We start from the raw sequence: 17,581 nt of genomic DNA on the forward strand, positions 1-17,581 counted from the left end.
GTAGACGACTGGGTTGATAGGCCGGATGTGGAAGCCCTGTAAGGGGTGGAGCTGACCGGTACTAATAGGCCGAGGGCTTGTCCTCAGTTGCTCGCGTCCACTGTGTGGTTCTGAAACAACCAGCTACCACACTCCCGTACCACCACGATCAGTGGTGGTGTGTGTGGGGTGTGGTGTGTGTTTCATGGTGTTTCGGTGGTCATAGCGTTAGGGAAACGCCCGGTTACATTCCGAACCCGGAAGCTAAGCCTTTCAGCGCCGATGGTACTGCAGGGGGGACCCTGTGGGAGAGTAGGACACCGCCGAACAATCTTTAGAAGAAGCCCCGCTTCCCAGGTCAATCTGGGAAGCGGGGCTTCTTTGCGTTTCCGGTTGTTTGCCGCCCGTCAGCGTCCGGCGCCGGCGGTGGTGGGAGCCTCGTATCCGGGGACCTTTGCGGCACGGCCCAGGTCGACGTCGAGGGCCTCGCGGCGGATGCGCTGGTCGATGTACAGCAGTGAGACGGCGCCCGCGCTGATCGGGAGGGTCAGGGTGGAGCTGATCACGCCGCCGACGGCGACGATGATGATTGTGGTCCAACTGCTGTCGGCGCTGGCGGAGAAGACACTGCCCATGCTGCCACCGTCGACCGCCTCGGCGACCAGGCCGAAGGGGAATTGAATCACCAGGGACGCGATGGCCGCGATGAGGAGCATGAGGAGCTGCACACCGAGAACGCGCCACCACGAGCCGCTGACGAGTTTCACCGACCGCTTGAGGGCGGTCTTGAGGCCCTGCTTTTCCAGCATGAGCACCGGAGCGGTGAGGCTCCAGAGATTCCACTGCCAGATCGCGAGAACAACGCCGCAGAGCAATCCGAGCGAGGCCAGCGAGGCGCCGCCGGTTTCTCCGCCTGCCAGCGCGATCAGCAGGCCGGGCACTGCGGGCACCGCCACGATCGCGCAGAGCACGAGGGGGAGCAGCAGGGCGAGGCCGACGAGCTGCGCCAGCCGGGGCCGGACGTCCCGCCACACCGAGGGCAGCGTGGTCGGCCGGCCGAGGACCGCGCGGCTGATGACGACGGTGAGCAGGCCCGCGGTGAGGATCACCCCGATCATGCTCGTCAGGATGAGCAGCGAGGACGCCGCCGCGCTGCCGCTGAGCGCGTGCAGGATCTCGTGCACGCTCGGATCGGAATTGCGGTTGAGGTCATTGATTCGAGTGTCGTCGATAAGGAATCCGCTGATGACCGCGTTCACGCTCTCGGTCAGCAGGGCCACGACGAAGGCCAGGAGCATCGCGGTCCGCCAGTGCTGCTGCAGGGTGGAGGCGGCGCCCTGCAGGATCTCCCCGGCGTCCAGCGGACGCAGCGGGATGACGCCCGGCTGAGGTGCGGGCGGCTTGGAGGCGTAGGGCGCTTGTGCGGCCCCGTATTGCGGCACCGTCGGGCCCCAGCGCGGGCCGCCGTCCTGCGGTGGGGGAGGCGGCGGCGGAGCCCACTGCCGGTCCCAGCCCGGGCGCGCCGTGCCGGCGGGCGGTGGTGCCGGTGTCTCGGGCGGGGTGGGGGCGTCCGGGCGCGCGGTTGTGGGCGCCGCGGCGGCCTCGGAGGCCTCTGCGGCGGTGTGCGGGACGGCTCCTGACGGCGTGTGCCACGGGGCCGCCGGGGGCTGCTGCTGCGACCAGACGCCGCTCGCCGGCGGCGCCGGCGGTGTCTCCTGCGTGTCGGGCGTGCCCTGCGCGCTGTCGCTGTGGCCGTCCGCCGCTTCGGGGGACGTGTCCTGGGGGCTGTCGCCGCCGTCCGGCTCTGGGGAGTCGGAGGATCCGGGCGAGGCCCAGCCCGGAGTGTTGGTCATCGGAGGCTGCCCTTTCGTATGTCCTGTCAGTACTCGTCGCCATCGTGTCACGGGCTGCCGCAGGTCGGGTTTGGCAGGGCAGACTGGGCAGATGGGTGATCACCTCACGAAGTCCGGTCATGGAACGGTCCCTGCGCTGCGCTGGGAGGAGCCGCCGGACGGTCCTGTCCTGGTGCTGCTCGACCAGACGCGGCTGCCGCATGAGGAGGTGGAGCTGGCCTGCACGGATGTGCCGGCGCTCGTCCTGGCGATACGGACCCTCGCGGTCCGGGGCGCGCCGGTGCTCGGGCTGGCGGGGGCGTACGGGATCGCGCTGGCGGCGGCTCGCGGTTACGACGTGGACGACGCGGCCGGGGTGCTCGCGCACGCGCGGCCGACCGCGGTGAATCTTGGGTACGGCGTACGGCGGGCGCTCGCCGCCTTCCGTTCGGCCGGGCCCGGCCAGGGAGCCGCGGCGGCGCTCGCCGAGGCACGGCGGTTGCACGCCGAGGACGCGGCGGCGAGCGCCGCGATGGCGGCCCACGGTGTGCGGCTGCTCGCGGAGCTGGCGCTAGGCGGTGGCTACCGCATCCTGACGCACTGCAATACCGGCGCTCTGGTGTCGGGCGGTGAGGGAACGGCGCTGGGCGTCGTCCTGGCCGCGCACCGGGCCGGTGAGCTGCGGCGGTTGTGGGTGGACGAGACCCGCCCGCTGCTGCAGGGCGCTCGGCTGACGGCGTGGGAGGCGGCGCGGGCGGGAATGCCGTACACGCTGCTGGCCGACAGTGCCGCCGGGTCGCTTTTCACCGCGGGCGAGGTGGACGCGGTGCTGATCGGGGCGGACCGGATAGCGGCCGACGGTTCGACGGCGAACAAGGTGGGGAGCTATCCGCTCGCGGTGCTCGCCCGCTATCACCATGTGCCTTTTGTCGTGGTCGCGCCGACGACGACGGTCGATCCGGCCACTCCCGACGGTGCCGCGATCGAGGTGGAGCAGCGGCCGGGGAGCGAGGTGACGGATCTGGCGCCGTCACCACTCGGTACGCAGGCCTATAATCCGGCATTCGATGTCACACCGCCGGAACTGATCACCGCGATCGTCACGGAGAACGGTGTGGCGTCGCCGGTGACTGCCGAGAGCCTTGCGGCGGTCTGTGTACGGAAGGACGCTCGGTGACGCTCCGTGGAGCGTCGGTAGCGTGCTGGTCCACAAGTTATCCACAGGCTGCATCTGGGGGGCAGCGCATCCGCGTACAACCATGGACAATAGTCGCATAGCGTGACCTTGATCACGAAAGGTCACCAGTATCGATATGCAAATGGGATGATGGTCGGTATGAAGGGACGTGTCCTGGTCGTCGACGACGACACTGCGCTGTCAGAGATGCTTGGCATCGTGCTGCGCGGAGAAGGTTTTGAGCCGTCGTTCTGTGCTGACGGTGACAAGGCGCTTGCCGCTTTTCGGGAGGCCAAGCCGGATCTGGTGCTGCTCGACCTGATGCTGCCCGGGCGTGACGGTATCGACGTCTGCCGGCAGATCAGGGCGGAGTCAGGTGTGCCGATCGTGATGCTCACGGCGAAGAGCGACACCGTGGACGTGGTCGTCGGCCTGGAATCGGGCGCGGACGACTATGTCATCAAGCCGTTCAAGCCCAAGGAGCTGGTGGCGCGGGTGCGGGCGCGGCTGCGGCGGGCCGAGGAGCCCACGCCGGAGCAGCTGACCATAGGCGACCTGGTGATCGACGTGGCCGGCCACTCGGTGAAGCGCGACGGCCAGCCGATCGCGCTGACACCGCTCGAGTTCGACCTGCTGGTCGCGCTCGCCCGCAAGCCGTGGCAGGTCTTCACCCGTGAGGTGCTGCTCGAGCAGGTGTGGGGTTACCGGCACGCGGCCGACACCCGGCTGGTCAATGTGCATGTGCAGCGGCTGCGCTCCAAGGTCGAGCAGGACCCTGAGCGCCCCGAGATCGTCGTGACCGTCCGCGGGGTCGGTTACAAGGCGGGACCGGGCTGAGATGTGCGCGTCGTACGAGCGTGAGCGGCTGGAGAGCCGGCTTGCGGACCCGATGCGCGGTCTGCTGCCGGTGATCCGCTCGTGCGTGCGCTGGGCACGGCGTCCGCTGCAGCCGGCAGCCCGGCTGTGGCGGCGCAATCTCCAGCTGCGCGTGGTGGCCTTCACCCTGCTGATGTCGGTCGGCGTGGTGCTGCTGCTCGGCTTCGTCGTCATCGGCCAGGTGAAGAACGGCCTGCTCGACGCCAAGGAGAAGGCCGCGGAGAACCAGGCCACCGGCGGGTTCTCCATCGCGCAGAATCTGGCGACCCAGGGCAGCCGGGCGCAGGACGGTTCGGGATCGGGGACACCGCCCGCGCCCGTCGACTCCGGCAGCTGGCTCAACGGCCTGGCCGACCAGCTCGCGAGCGGTGGCATCGGTGTCTACGGCATCGTCACGCTCAGCCCCGGCGCCGATGCCGGTGGCGGCCCCGGCGGGGCCAGTGCCGAGGCCCGCGGATCGCGCGGCTCGAACCACGTGAAGCCCGCCAGTATCCCCAAGTCGCTCAGCGACGCCGTCGAGACGCACTCCGGTGCCCTCAAGCAGTACACGATGATGCAGACCGACAATGCGCGACCGCGGCCCGCGCTCGCGGTCGGCAAACGCCTCACGGACCCCAACGGCAATTCGTATCAGCTGTACTACGTCTTTCCCTTCGACCAGGAGGAGAAGACGCTCGGCCTGGTCAAGGGCACTTTGGCGACGGCCGGCATCTTCGTGGTGGTGCTGCTGGGGGCGATCGCCTGGCTGGTGACCCGGCAGGTGGTCACGCCCGTGAGGATGGCCGCCGGGATCGCCGAGCGGCTCGCGGCGGGGCGGCTGCAGGAACGCATGCAGGTGACCGGTGAGGACGACATCGCGCGACTCGGTGAGTCGTTCAACAAGATGGCGCAGAATCTGCAGGTCAAGATCCAGCAGTTGGAGGACCTGTCGAGGATGCAGCGCCGCTTCGTCTCCGACGTGTCCCACGAGCTGCGGACACCGCTGACGACGGTACGGATGGCCGCGGACGTCATCCATGACGCGCGTACCGACTTCGATCCGGTGACGTCCCGTTCCGCCGAACTGCTGCAGAACCAGTTGGACCGCTTCGAGTCGCTGCTGTCCGACCTGCTGGAGATCAGCAGGTTCGACGCGGGCGCGGCAGAATTGTCGGCGGAGCCGATAGACCTTCGCGACGTCGTCCGGCACGTGGTCGACGCGGCGGAGCCGCTGGCCGAGCGCAAGGGCAGCCGGGTGGTGATACGCGGCGACGCCCAGCCGGTCATCGCCGAGGCCGACCCCCGCAGGGTCGAGCGGGTGCTGCGCAATCTACTGGTCAACGCGATCGAGCACGGCGACGGCCGGGATGTGGTCGTCCGGCTGGCGACGGCCGACGGTGCGGTCGCGGTCGCGGTCCGGGACTACGGCGTCGGGCTCAAGCCGGGCGAGGCGACCCGGGTGTTCAACAGGTTCTGGCGGGCCGATCCTGCCCGGGCGCGCACCACGGGCGGCACGGGCCTCGGCCTGTCGATCGCGGTGGAGGACGCGCGGCTGCACGGCGGCTGGCTCCAGGCGTGGGGCGAGCCGGGCGGCGGGTCGCAGTTCCGTATGACGCTGCCGCGCACGGCCGGCGACAGCCTGCGCGGTTCGCCGATCGCGCTGGAGCCCGAGGACTCGCGCCGCCACCGCGCTCTGATCAGTTCGGGACGTCCGGCCTCGGCGGCGACTCCCGGCGTGCCCGCACCGCGGGCCGGGAGTGCGAGCGGCGCCGCGGCGGTCGGCGGGCATGGTAAGCATCGGCCGCGGCCGCCGCTCATACCGCCGATGCCCAGCGTCGCACCGATGCGTCCGGCGAAGGCCGATCCGGCCGCGTTGCCGGGCAGCGGGGCACGGGTGGTGGAGCGCAGGGAAGCGGCTCGGGAGGACGACGTCTGATGCGTGCGATGGGGCGCGGGGCCCTGCGGGTCCTCAGGGGCGGTGCGCTGCCGCTGGGCGCCGCGCTGCTGCTGGCCGGATGCGCGTCGATGCCGAGCGGCGGCGAGGTGCGCAAGGTCGACAACGGCCAGCAGGCGGACGACAACCCGCGGGTGCTGGTCTACGGTATTCCGCCGCATCCCGGGGAGAGCGCCGCCGAGATCGTCAGCGGCTTCCTGGAGGCCACCACCAGTGGCGAGCCCGACTTCGCCACGGCCAAGAAATATCTGACCAGGGCTCTCGAGCAACGCTGGGATCCGAAGGCCCGGATCACCGTGCTGTCCAGCAGCCCGCAGAGCGACGGCGGCACGGACTTCGCCCCCAAGGCGACGGGCGTCGTCATCGGGGTGTCGGGGTCCAAGACCGCGCAGGTGGACGCCAAGCACGCCTACAGTCCCAACGGGGGCGCCTTCCACACCTCCGTCCATCTGGTCAAGCAGGGCAACGAGTGGCGGATCGACAGGTTGGACGACGGCCTGATCCTGTCCGCGTCGGACTTCCAGCGGATATACCACTCCGTGAACATGTACTACTTCGCCCAGTTGGGCCCCGACGGGCAGCGCTCCGGCAGCCGGCAGCAGACACTCGTCGCCGACCCGGTCTATCTGCGCAAGCAGCAGACCGACTCGCTGGCCGACACCGTGTCCGCGTTGCTCGGCGGTCCCACGACCTGGCTTGCTCCCGCGGTCGCCTCCGCGGCGCCCAGCGGTGTCCGGCTGTACAGCAAGGGAACCGGCCAGGGCGTCTTGGTGGACGACTCGCAGCGCCTGAAGGTGCGGCTGGACAAGAAGGCGGACCGGCTGGGGCACGACCAGTGCATGCGGCTGGCCGCGCAGCTTTTCGCCACCGTGCAGGGGCAGGCGTCGGCGAAACTGGCGTCCGCCGAGGTGCAGCGTGCCGACGGCGCAACGATCTGCTCGCTGCCCAGCAGCCAGGCGCTCACCCCGACGGACATGGTCGGATCCACATCCAAGCGGTATTTCATCGGGTCCGAGCAGCACCAGCTGTACGAACTGGCGGGGCAGGACACGGCAGCGAGTCCGGTCCAGGGACCCTTCGGCTCGGCCAAGGCGGATCTGGTGTCGGTCGCGGTGCGCCGCGACGGGGAGATGGCCGCGGGCGTCAGGAGCGACGGCCACCTGGTGGTCGGCTCGTTCACGGACGGCGACTCGTTCCGGGCATCGCAGCTGACCAGTTCCGCGCAGAATCCGAAGAACGGGCTGAGCGCGCCGAGCTGGGACGGGTTCGACGACCTGTGGGTCGCCGATCGGAGCCCGGCGATCTCCCGGTTGTACGTGCTGCCGGGCGGTACGGGCGCGCCTGCCCTGGTGGACGTGCCAGGGCTGGAAGGGCGGGTCGAGTCGCTGCGGGTCGCCTCCGACGGGGTGCGGATCGTCCTGGTCGTGGACGAGGGCGGGAACAAGACCCTGCAGCTCGGTCTGATCCAGCGGGGCGGCACTTTGGACCAGCCGCAGTTCAGCGTGAAGAATCTGCGTGACCTCACGCCTGCCGGGGAGAGCGTGAGCTCGGTGTCGTGGGCCGGGCCCAGCCAGCTGGTGATGCAGGGCAGCGACATCGGCGGGGGCGGGCAGCAGATCCACTACGTGAGCACCGACGGCTCCGTGGCGGCCGCGCTGGAGAGCATCGGCGAGGCCGTGTCGGTGGCGGCCTCCGAGGACCCCACCAGGCCGCTGCAGGTCGCCTCGTCCAACGGCTACATCTACTGGCTGCCCGACGACTCGAACTGGAAGAGGGTCACCCCGAAGGGCGGCAGTCCGGTCTACCCGGGCTGACCGCCGGGCCGCCCCGCTGGCAGGGAGCCGCGACCGCCGGGGCGCTTCCGCGTGCGCCGTCGGCTTGTCAGGTGCCCGACCTGAGTTGTCCACAGCCCCCGAACGAGTGACTGGCAGCCGCCGGGTCGCAGCGGCCACAGTGGAGGCATGCGGGGCTGGTGGCGGGAGATCGCCGGGCTGGTGCTGCCGGTGGACTGCGCGGGCTGCGGGCGTCCGCGTACGGAATTGTGCGAGCGGTGCCGGGGACTGCTGGGCGGGGCGTCCTCGGTGCGGCGGGTGCGTCCGACACCGGAGCCGGCCGGCTTGCCACCGGTCTATGCGACGGGGCGGTACAGCGACGAGGTGCGGGCCGTGCTCCTCGCGCACAAGGAAAGGGGCGCGCTGGGCCTGGCCCGGCCGCTGGGAACGGCCCTTGCCGCGGCTGTACGGCCGCTGGGCGTCGCCGGGACGGTGCTGCTGGTACCAGTGCCCTCCGCGCGGCGGGCAGTGGCACGGCGGGGCCATGACGCCACCGCACGGATGACCCGCGCGGCGGCAGTGGCACTGCGCCGTTCGGGGACACCGGCGAGGGCGGTGCCCTTGCTGCGGCAGCGGCGGGCGGTCGCCGACCAGTCCGGCTTGGACGCGACCGGACGGCTGGCGAACCTGTCCGGCGCGGTCGAGGCGGTCGGCGGCTGCGCGGCGCTGCTGGCGGCCGCCCAGGTCGTGCTGGTGGATGACCTGATGACGACGGGGACATCACTGAGCGTGGCCGCGCGAGCGGTCGCCGTGGCGGGAGGGAGAGTGGCGGGAGCGGCGGTTGTGGCGGGGCCGGATGGCCCGGAAATTCACCCGGTCGGGCATCGCCGCAGGTGAAGGGGGTCGGCCTTCACTCGAATGGGGGGAGCGCGGCGCTGGGGATGCCGACTTCCGCACTCCGGGACTATGTTCGGGGGATAGGGAAGGGACACCGTGGGGTGTTGATCTTCCCAGTGGGGCAGGAGGAGGTGAAAGCCGCGGCTTCGCGGTTCCCGGTGAGACCGGGAGGCGGAGCGGCAGCCAACGCAGCGCCGGACGGGTGGCACCCGGGTCGGCCTCAGCGAAAGGGATCGCCGCCGGTCAGCCGGGGCGATCCGGGAACGGAGTTCTGCGTGGACATCGTCGTCAAGGGCCGCAAGACCGAGGTGCCTGAGCGGTTCCGGAAGCACGTGGCCGAGAAGCTGGACAAGATCCAGAAGCTCGACGGCAAGGTGATCAGCCTCGACGTCGAGGTGTCCAAGGAGCTCAACCCGCGGCAGGCGGACCGTTCCGACCGGGTGGAGATCACGCTCAACACCCGGGGCCCGGTGGTCCGGGCAGAAGCGGCAGCCGCCGACCCGTACGCCGCGCTGGACGTCGCGGTCACCAAGCTGGAGGCGCGGCTCCGCAAGGCCGCGAGCAAGCGCCACACCCGCAGGGGGAACGGCCGGATTCCGGCCGCGGACGTGGCCTCCGCGGTACCGGACGCGGCGTACATGAACGCGGAGGGTGAGCCGGTCGGCGACCCGTCGGCCGACGGTGTGCCGACCAAGCGGATCGGCCCGCTGGAAGTGCGCGGCGAAGGCCCGCTGGTGGTGAGGGAGAAGACGCACGCGGCCGCGCCGATGGCGCTCGACCAGGCGCTGTACGAGATGGAGCTGGTCGGACACGACTTCTACCTGTTCGTCGACGTCGACACCAAGCAGCCGAGCGTGGTCTACCGGCGGCACGGCTACGACTACGGCGTGATCCATCTCAACGCGGACGAGGCGGGAGCGGAGGCTCCGGCCGGCGCCGGTGGGGCGCTGGCCCGCTGAACGAGGCCCCGGCCCGTTGACCGGAGCCGCCGGACGGTAGGGCGGGTGCCCGTGGTGCCCCGGGTTCGCCTTGGGGCACCACGGCGCCGGGACGTGAAATGCTGGACCGGATGCGGTCAACTCTGGTCTGAGGGGGAGGATCTGATGCCGGACTTCGCGCACCGGGCTGCCGGCGGGAGCGGGCCGGACTCCTACGAAGGACCTGACCATGCGGCCGGTCGGGCGCCGGCCGAGCCGATCCGGGTGCTGGTGGTCGACGACCACGCGCTTTTCCGCCGCGGCCTGGAGATCGTGCTCGCGCAGGAGGAGGACATTCAGGTCGTCGGCGAGGCGGGGGACGGGGCCGAAGCGGTGGACAAGGCGGCGGACCTGCTGCCCGACATCGTGCTGATGGACGTGCGGATGCCGCGCCGCGGCGGTATCGAGGCCTGCACCTCCATCAAGGAGGTGGCTCCCAGCGCCAAGATCATCATGTTGACGATAAGCGACGAGGAAGCCGACCTCTACGAGGCAATCAAGGCCGGGGCGACCGGCTACCTGCTCAAGGAGATCTCCACCGACGAGGTCGCGACCGCGATCCGCGCGGTCGCGGACGGGCAGTCGCAGATCAGCCCGTCGATGGCGTCCAAGCTGCTGACCGAGTTCAAGTCGATGATCCAGCGCACCGACGAGCGGCGGCTGGTGCCCGCGCCCAAGCTCACCGACCGGGAGCTGGAGGTGCTCAAGCTGGTGGCCACCGGTCTGAACAACAGGGACATAGCCAAGCAGCTCTTCATCAGCGAGAACACCGTGAAGAACCATGTGCGCAACATCCTGGAGAAGCTGCAGCTGCACTCCAGGATGGAGGCGGTGGTCTACGCGATGCGCGAGAAGATCCTGGAGATCCGCTGACGCCGGCCCCCGGCGGCCGAGTCCGCCGCTAGCTCCAGCGGCGATCGTGGGAGCGCTTGACCGCGCTGACCAGCGGTTCGCGCAGCGTCTCCGGAAGCACCCGCTCCACCCGGGCATCCTCGCAGCCGACCCAGCCGGCCGCCTCCGCGATGGCGTCGGCGGCGGCCTGCACCGCCTTGTGGTTGTCCAGCGTCACCTGCCGGGCGACCAGGGTTCTGCCCTCCCTGGCCGGGTCGACCCGGCCCACCAGCCGGCCGCCGGCCAGCAGCGGCATGGCGAAATAGCCGTGGATCCGCTTGGGCTTGGGCGTGTAGGCCTCCAGCCGGTGGGTGAAGCCGAAGATCCGCTCGGTGCGCGGCCGGTCCCAGATCAGCGAGTCGAAGGGTGACAGCAGCGTCGTACGGTGCCGGCCGCGCGGCTCGGTCGCCAGCGCCGCCGGGTCGGCCCAGGCCGGCCTCCCCCAGCCCTCGACCTCGACCGGGACCAGGCCGGTGTCGGCGATCACCGCGGCGACCTGCTCACCTTTGAGCCGGTGGTAGTCCGCCAGGTCGGCGCGGGTGGCGACCCCCATAGCGGCGCCGGCCTGGGTGACCAGCCGGCGCATGCACTCGGCGTCGTCGATGTCGTCGTGCAGCAGCGCGTCGGGGACCGCGCGCTCGGCCAGGTCGTAGACCCGCTTCCAGCTGCGCCGCCGGGTGCAGACCACCTCGCCGGTGTCCAGCAGCCACTCGACGGCGATCTTCGTCTCGGACCAGTCCCACCACGGTCCGCCGTTCTTCGCGCCGCCCAACTCGGTGGACGTCAACGGGCCGTCGGCCCGTAGCCGGTCCAATACGGTGGCGCAGGACCGCTCGGCGTCGGCCAGCACATGCCAGCGGTGGCCGCGCGCCCGCCGGGCCCGCCGCCGGAAGGCGAAGTGCGGCCACTCCTCGATGGGCAGGATGCAGGCGGCGTGCGACCAGTATTCGAAGGCGTGGTCGTCCGACCAGTACGCGTGCTCCACCGCTTCCCTGCCGACCGCGCCCAGCCGTGCGTAGGGGATCAGCTCGTGCGAGCGGGCGAGCACCGAGATGGTGTCGAGCTGCACGGCGCCGAGCGAGCGCAGCACCCCGCGCGTGCCGGCCCGTCGGTCGGGGACGCCGAGGAGGCCCTGGGCGCGCAGGGCGATCCTGCGGGCCTCGTCGGCGGACAGGGTGAGCTGGGGCGGCGGCAGCGCTGTCATGGCCGCAAGCGTAGGACGGCGCACTGACAATGGCCGCCGGCCTGCGAGAACGGCCGTTCCGGCGGGGTCACGGAGCGTGCTGCCCGGAGGCGGGCGGCGGATACGGCAGATACGCGGTCGCCGACTCCCGGCCCCAGTCCGAGGGCAGCAGGGCCGCGCTCCAGGCGTCGCGCCGGGTGCCGCTGTGCACCAGCTTCGCCCGCAGGGTGCCCTCCATGACGAAGCCGATGCGGAGCGCCACCGCCCGGGAGCCCACGTTCCCGGCCTCCGCGAACCATTCGACGCGCTCCACGCCCAGCGCACCGAACGCCCAGTCGCACACCGCCCGGCCCGCTTCTGCGGTGTAGCCCTTGCCGCGCTGCTCCTTCACCGTCCAGTAGCCCAGCTCCGCCTGCCGGCCGGGCGCGGGCAGCTGCCCCAACCTGACCAGGCCCATCGAGCTGACCAGGTCGCCGCTTTCGCGGGTGAAGACGCCGAAGTTGTACAGGGTGTCGTCCCGCCAGCCCTGCGGGGCGATCCGTTCGACGAAATCCACCGCGTTCTCGCGGGTGTACGGCGAGGGGACGGACGTCCAGCGCGCGATCTCCGGGTCCTGGCAGGCGGCCCGCACCGCCTCGACGTCGCGGGGCTCCAGAGGGCGCAGCAGCAGGCGCGCGGTGGTCAGAGTGACGGGATCCATGGCTCGGCGACCTTCCGCAGGGGGACGCAGCGGGGGACAAAGGACGTGCGGCCGAGTATTGCGGAGCCTGACTGGCCCTGGAAAACCGTTTTGCCGACGCCGGGCCTCCCGGCTCGCTGGTCTCCTCGCTTACGATGGCCGTTGCAGCAGGGCCGAGGCAGACAGAAAACCCCGCTGTGCCCCGCGCGGCAACCGCGCCAGGCCCGACCGGCAAGGAGCCAGCCTACGTGTCCGTCATCAACAAGCTCATGCGTGCAGGCGAAGGCAAGATCCTGCGCAAGCTGCACCGCATCGCGGACCAGGTCAATTCCATCGAAGAGGACTTCGAGAGCCTTTCCGATGCCGAACTGCGGGCACTCACCGACGAGTACAAAGAGCGCTACGAGAACGGCGAGACCCTCGACGACCTGCTGCCCGAGGCGTTCGCGACGGTCCGCGAGGCGGCCAGGCGTGTTCTGGGGCAGCGGCACTACGACGTGCAGTTGATGGGCGGCGCGGCCCTGCACCTGGGTTATGTCGCGGAGATGCGCACCGGTGAGGGCAAGACGCTGGTCGGCACGCTGCCCGCGTATCTGAACGCGCTGTCCGGCAAGGGCGTGCACCTGATCACCGTCAACGACTACCTCGCCGAGCGCGACTCGGAGTGGATGGGCCGGGTGCACAAATTCCTCGGCCTCGAGGTCGGATGCATCCTGGCCAACATGTCGCCGGCCGAGCGCCGGGCGCAGTACGCATGCGACATCACGTACGGCACCAACAACGAGTTCGGCTTCGACTACCTGCGCGACAACATGGCGTGGTCCAAGGACGAGCTCGTACAGCGCGGCCACAACTTCGCGATCGTCGACGAGGTCGACTCGATCCTGGTGGACGAGGCGCGTACGCCGCTGATCATCTCCGGGCCCGCCGACCAGGCGACCAAGTGGTACAGCGACTTCGCGCGGCTGGTGCGCCGTCTCAACCGCGGCGAGGCGGGCAGCCTCGGCAAGGAGGAGACCGGCGACTACGACGTGGACGAGAAGAAGCGCACCGTCGCGATCCACGAGTCCGGCGTCGCCAAGGTCGAGGACTGGCTGGGCATCGACAACCTGTACGAGTCGGTCAACACCCCGCTCGTCGGTTATCTGAACAACGCCATCAAGGCCAAGGAGCTCTACAAGAACGACAAGGACTATGTCGTCATGGACGGCGAAGTCATGATCGTCGATGAGCACACCGGCCGTATCCTCGCCGGTCGCCGCTACAACGAGGGCATGCACCAGGCGATCGAGGCGAAGGAAGGGGTGGACATCAAGGACGAGAACCAGACGCTCGCCACGATCACCCTGCAGAATTTCTTCCGCCTGTACGACAAGCTGTCCGGAATGACCGGTACGGCCATGACCGAGGCCGCCGAATTCCACCAGATCTACAAGCTCGGCGTGGTCCCGATCCCGACCAACCGGCCGCTGGCCCGGATGGACAAGCCGGACCTGATCTTCCGCACGGAAGAGGCGAAGTTCGCCGCCGTGGTCGAGGACATCGTCGAGAAGCACGAGAAGGGCCAGCCGGTGCTGGTCGGCACCGTGTCGGTGGAGAAGTCCGAGTACCTGTCGGCGCAGCTGGCCAAGCGGGGTGTGCCGCACGAGGTGCTGAACGCCAAGCAGCACGACCGTGAGGCGTCGATCGTCGCCCAGGCCGGCCGCAAGGGCGCGGTCACCGTGGCGACGAACATGGCGGGCCGCGGTACGGACATCAAGCTCGGCGGCAATCCCGACGACCTCGCCGAGGCGGAGCTGCGGCAGCGCGGGCTGGACCCGCTGGAGCACGTCGAGGAGTGGGCCGCGGCCCTTCCGGCGGCTCTGGAGCGCGCCGAGGAGGCGGTCAAGGCCGAGCACGAGGAGGTCGTCGACCTCGGCGGGCTGTACGTGCTGGGCACCGAGCGGCACGAGTCGCGCCGCATCGACAACCAGCTGCGCGGCCGCTCCGGCCGGCAGGGCGACCCGGGCGAGTCCCGCTTCTACCTGTCCCTGGGCGACGACCTGATGCGGCTGTTCAAGGCGCAGATGGTCGAGCGCGTGATGTCGATGGCCAACGTGCCCGACGACGTGCCGATCGAGAACAAGATGGTCACCCGCGCCATCGCCTCGGCCCAGTCGCAGGTCGAGCAGCAGAACTTCGAGATCCGCAAGAACGTCCTGAAGTACGACGAGGTGCTCAACCGGCAGCGCGAGGTCATCTACGGCGAGCGCCGCCGCGTCCTGGAGGGCGAGGACCTGCACGAGCAGGTGCAGCACTTCATGGACGACACCATCGACGCGTACATCGACGCGGAGACCCGCGAGGGCTTCGCCGAGGACTGGGACCTGGATCGGCTGTGGGGCGCGTTCAAGCAGCTCTACCCGGCCAAGGCGACGATCGAGGAGCTGGAGGACGAGGCGGGCGACCGCGCCGGCATCACCGCCGAATTCATCGCGGAGACCGTCAAGGACGACATCCACGAGCAGTATGCCGAGCGCGAGAAGCAGCTCACCGAGGACGTCATGCGTGAGCTGGAGCGGCGCGTGGTGCTGTCGGTGCTCGACCGCAAGTGGCGTGAGCACCTCTACGAGATGGACTACCTCCAGGAGGGCATCGGGCTGCGGGCGATGGCGCAGCGCGACCCGCTGGTGGAGTACCAGCGCGAGGGCTTCGACATGTTCACGGCCATGATGGACGGGATCAAGGAGGAGTCCGTCGGCTACCTGTTCAACCTGGAGGTCCAGGTCGAGCAGCAGGTCGAGGAGGTGCCGGTGATGGCCGACGCCGACGTCCAGGACGCGCCGCCGTCGCTGGCCAAGGACCGCCCGGAGATCCGCGCCAAGGGCCTGGACGCGCCCAAGCGGGCCGACCGGCTGCACTTCTCCGCGCCGTCGGTTGACGGTGAGGGCGGCGTCGTCGAGGGCGACTTCGAGGGTGCGCCCGCGGACGCCGTCGAGGACGGAGAGGTCGGTCAGACGCGCGCCGAGCGCCGCAAGGCCGCCAAGGGCGGCCGCCGCCGCAAGAAGTAGCGCCGCCGCCCCCAGCGGGGCGTGTGCAGACCGGCCGGGGGCCGGACCCGAAGCGGTCCGGCCCCCGGCCGCGTCATGTCGCCGCATATTGGCGCGTGAGAGGGGGCGGTCCCGGCCCCGGTCACTCGGCGGCCACCGCGGTGCAGTGCCAGCGCTCGGGGCCGTAGCCGGAGGTCGCCCTGGCGCCGCCGGACTCCAGGCGGAAGGCCAGCGCGCGGAAGACGTCCCGGTCCAGGCACACCACGGCGCACACTTCGAGCGCCCCGCGGTAGGTCCGGTAGGAGTGGCAGCGGTACACGAAAGGGGTACGCCCGCGGTTGCCGCGGGGGCGCCAGTCGGCCCGCTGGGCGTGCAGCTCCCACAGCTGCTGGTAGGCCTCGTCCCTGACCTTGCCGGCCAGCATCGTCAGCGGCTGCCGCCCGGTCAGCACGTCGAGCAGCCGGCCGGCGAACCAGTCGTGCGCGGACATCGGTCCGAGCGCCCCGGCCGGCGTCCTTGCCGGCTGCGGCCGTCCCGCGGGACGGCGGCTGTCCCGGCGGCCGGGCGGCGCGGCCCCCGCGCCTCCCGCCCTGCGCGGCGGCACGGGCGCGGACGGCGGTACGCGGCCGGGTACGCGCCCCCGCCGCGGGTCGGGGGCGGCTCCGGAAGAGGGTGCGGCGGGTGGCTGCGGTGGCTGCACGAGTGGCTCCCCAAGATCGCTACTGGCTGGTAGTCAGGTTCTAGGGGCGGCCGCCGCAGGCAGGCAAACCTGCCGGGCGCTGTTCGAAGGCGCCGTGGAATTCACCTATCAGGATGGTTGCGCACGTATGCTTCACGCTATGCGCGTCTATATTCCGACGACCCTGGCGGGGCTGGCCGAGGCGTACAAGGCGGGCGAGGTGGGCCCCGTACCGCTCGACGCCTTCGCGGTCACGCCGAGCCTGCGCGAGTGGTATGTCTCCGACGACATAGAGGAACTCGAGTACGCGGCGCTCAACCGGGCCGCCCAGGCGTCGCTCCGGCTGCTCGCGGTTCACCCGGATGTGGCACGCCGCCGCACGGTCGTCGCCGTGGACGTCCCCGACGCCGCGGTCCGCTTCGACCCCGACCGCGCGCTCGATCCGGCCGCGCTCGGCGAGGTCCGGCTCTCCCGACCGGTGCCGCTGGCCGAGGCCGCAGCGGTCCACCTGGACGCCGACGACGCCGAGCCCGACGTGGCCGCCGCTGCCGCGGCGCTGGGCGCGGCGGACGCCGGCGACGATGACGCGCAGTTCACGGTCGACGGCGCCGAGGACCACGAGCTGCTCTGGTACGCCACCCAGGAGATCCCCAATCTGATCGGCTGACCGACCGACAGGCCGATGGTCGTACGGTCACACCGCGACCCGAGTTATCCACAGGCCGCAGACCGTCTTGACCGCCCGCGCGAGTACGGTTCTTTCCATGAGCACGCATCTCGTGTGGGACTGGAACGGCACCCTTTTCCACGACATCGACGCGGTGATCGAGGCGACGAACGCCTCCTTCGCCGAACTCGGCCTGCCGCCGATCACCCTCGACCGCTACCGCGAGCTGTACTGCGTGCCCGTGCCCCGGTTCTACGAGCGGCTGATCGGCCGGCTGCCGTCGGACGCCGAATGGGAGGTCATGGACGCGACCTTCCACCGCCACTACTGGGTGCTGGCCGACGCCTGCCGGCTCGCCGACGGTGCCGCGGAGCTGCTGGCCGCCCGGCGGGCCGCAGGGCTGACCCAGTCGCTGTGCTCGCTCGCCCCGCACGAGCAGCTGGTGCCGATCGTGGCCGCGCACGGCATCACCGAGCACTTCCTGCGGGTCGACGGCCGCACGGGCGCCTCGACCGCGGGCAAGGCCGCGCAGATGGTCCGCCACCTGGAGTCGCTCGGCCCGCTCGACCCCCGCCAGGTCGTGGTGATCGGCGACGCGCTGGACGACGCGGCCGCCGCCGCGCACGTCGGGGCACACGCGGTGCTCTACACCGGCGGGTCGCACAGCAGGGCGGCCCTGGAGTCCGCCGGGGTGCCGGTGGTGGACAGCCTGGCCGAGGCCGTCGAGCAGGCCGAGCGAATAGTCTCCTGACGGATCACCGCCGCGTTCCGCGTGCGTTCCCGGCCGGTTCCTGTCCATTCGGGCCAAAGACGTCTGGTGCATTTGTACGAAGACGTCTCCTGACAGCCACCCCGGACGGGGCGATAGCCTGGATGCCGTGATCAACGTTGATCCGTTCTCCCGGGGCAGGTTCGTGCCGACGGGCACGGCGAACCCCTTTTTCGGCATAGCGTCGTCCCGCAGCGGAAACCCCGCGTCGCGGTACGTCGTGCCACCCACCGACGTCACG

Annotated in this window: 14 protein-coding genes and 2 rRNA genes; 12 read left to right on the forward strand and 4 right to left on the reverse strand. The window is 70.6% G+C overall.

Going from position 1 to position 17,581, the window contains the following annotated elements; all coding sequences use genetic code 11:
* A 23S ribosomal RNA gene (locus BUE44_RS03235) occupies positions 1 to 85 on the forward strand; the annotation flags it as partial.
* A 106-nt stretch (positions 86 to 191) separates the two neighbouring features.
* Positions 192 to 308, forward strand: a 5S ribosomal RNA gene (rrf, locus tag BUE44_RS03240).
* Between the two features lie 78 nt (positions 309 to 386).
* On the opposite strand, the gene BUE44_RS03245 is transcribed toward rrf, so the two are convergent.
* Positions 387 to 1,832 (reverse strand): hypothetical protein, encoded by a 1,446-nt coding sequence (locus tag BUE44_RS03245; protein ID WP_073493486.1) that lies wholly within the window; start codon positions 1,830 to 1,832, stop codon positions 387 to 389.
* Between the two features lie 91 nt (positions 1,833 to 1,923).
* Between BUE44_RS03245 and mtnA the strand changes: the two genes are divergently transcribed.
* The 7 genes from mtnA (at position 1,924) to BUE44_RS03280 (ending at position 10,316) form a co-directional block, all read left to right on the forward strand.
* On the forward strand, positions 1,924 to 2,988 hold the full coding sequence (gene mtnA / locus BUE44_RS03250; protein WP_073493488.1) for an S-methyl-5-thioribose-1-phosphate isomerase: 1,065 nt from the start codon (positions 1,924 to 1,926) through the stop codon (positions 2,986 to 2,988).
* Positions 2,989 to 3,135: 147 nt separating this feature from the next.
* Positions 3,136 to 3,825, forward strand: coding sequence for an MtrAB system response regulator MtrA (mtrA, locus tag BUE44_RS03255; RefSeq protein ID WP_106966605.1), 690 nt, complete (start codon positions 3,136 to 3,138; stop codon positions 3,823 to 3,825).
* A 1-nt stretch (position 3,826) separates the two neighbouring features.
* The gene (mtrB, locus tag BUE44_RS03260) at positions 3,827 to 5,779 is read left to right on the forward strand and encodes an MtrAB system histidine kinase MtrB (RefSeq protein WP_073493491.1); all 1,953 of its coding nucleotides are present in this window, start codon (positions 3,827 to 3,829) and stop codon (positions 5,777 to 5,779) included.
* Entirely contained in the window at positions 5,779 to 7,611 is a 1,833-nt protein-coding gene (locus BUE44_RS03265; RefSeq protein WP_073493493.1) for an LpqB family beta-propeller domain-containing protein, read from the forward strand. Before mtrB ends, BUE44_RS03265 begins: the two co-directional genes overlap by 1 nt.
* Positions 7,612 to 7,758: 147 nt before the next feature.
* Positions 7,759 to 8,466, forward strand: coding sequence for a ComF family protein (locus BUE44_RS03270; protein ID WP_073493495.1), 708 nt, complete (start codon positions 7,759 to 7,761; stop codon positions 8,464 to 8,466).
* Positions 8,467 to 8,741: 275 nt separating this feature from the next.
* Entirely contained in the window at positions 8,742 to 9,425 is a 684-nt protein-coding gene (gene hpf / locus BUE44_RS03275) for a ribosome hibernation-promoting factor, HPF/YfiA family (protein ID WP_073493497.1), read from the forward strand.
* 144 nt (positions 9,426 to 9,569) lie between these two features.
* The gene (locus BUE44_RS03280; RefSeq protein ID WP_073493499.1) at positions 9,570 to 10,316 is read left to right on the forward strand and encodes a response regulator; all 747 of its coding nucleotides are present in this window, start codon (positions 9,570 to 9,572) and stop codon (positions 10,314 to 10,316) included.
* A gap of 28 nt (positions 10,317 to 10,344) precedes the next feature.
* On the opposite strand, the gene BUE44_RS03285 is transcribed toward BUE44_RS03280, so the two are convergent.
* Together BUE44_RS03285 and BUE44_RS03290 are read right to left on the reverse strand one after the other, a co-directional pair.
* Complete coding sequence (locus BUE44_RS03285; protein WP_073493502.1) at positions 10,345 to 11,538, reverse strand: winged helix-turn-helix domain-containing protein; 1,194 nt, start codon at positions 11,536 to 11,538, stop codon at positions 10,345 to 10,347.
* Positions 11,539 to 11,605: 67 nt separating this feature from the next.
* On the reverse strand, positions 11,606 to 12,217 hold the full coding sequence (locus BUE44_RS03290) for a GNAT family N-acetyltransferase (protein ID WP_073493504.1): 612 nt from the start codon (positions 12,215 to 12,217) through the stop codon (positions 11,606 to 11,608).
* Between the two features lie 227 nt (positions 12,218 to 12,444).
* Between BUE44_RS03290 and secA the strand changes: the two genes are divergently transcribed.
* Positions 12,445 to 15,246, forward strand: a complete 2,802-nt coding sequence (gene secA, locus BUE44_RS03295; protein WP_073493505.1) for a preprotein translocase subunit SecA — start codon at positions 12,445 to 12,447, stop codon at positions 15,244 to 15,246.
* 121 nt (positions 15,247 to 15,367) lie between these two features.
* Here the strand turns inward: secA and BUE44_RS03300 are convergent, their stop codons facing one another.
* Complete coding sequence (locus BUE44_RS03300) at positions 15,368 to 15,715, reverse strand: Rv3235 family protein (RefSeq protein WP_079189454.1); 348 nt, start codon at positions 15,713 to 15,715, stop codon at positions 15,368 to 15,370.
* A gap of 349 nt (positions 15,716 to 16,064) precedes the next feature.
* Between BUE44_RS03300 and BUE44_RS03305 the strand changes: the two genes are divergently transcribed.
* Both BUE44_RS03305 and BUE44_RS03310 read left to right on the forward strand, forming a co-directional pair.
* Complete coding sequence (locus BUE44_RS03305) at positions 16,065 to 16,571, forward strand: DUF6912 family protein (RefSeq protein WP_073493510.1); 507 nt, start codon at positions 16,065 to 16,067, stop codon at positions 16,569 to 16,571.
* Between the two features lie 97 nt (positions 16,572 to 16,668).
* Positions 16,669 to 17,322 (forward strand): HAD family hydrolase, encoded by a 654-nt coding sequence (locus BUE44_RS03310; RefSeq protein ID WP_073493512.1) that lies wholly within the window; start codon positions 16,669 to 16,671, stop codon positions 17,320 to 17,322.
* Positions 17,323 to 17,581: the final 259 nt, after the last annotated feature.

Source organism: Actinacidiphila paucisporea (assembly GCF_900142575.1).
GTDB classification, from domain to species: Bacteria; Actinomycetota; Actinomycetes; order Streptomycetales; family Streptomycetaceae; genus Actinacidiphila; species Actinacidiphila paucisporea.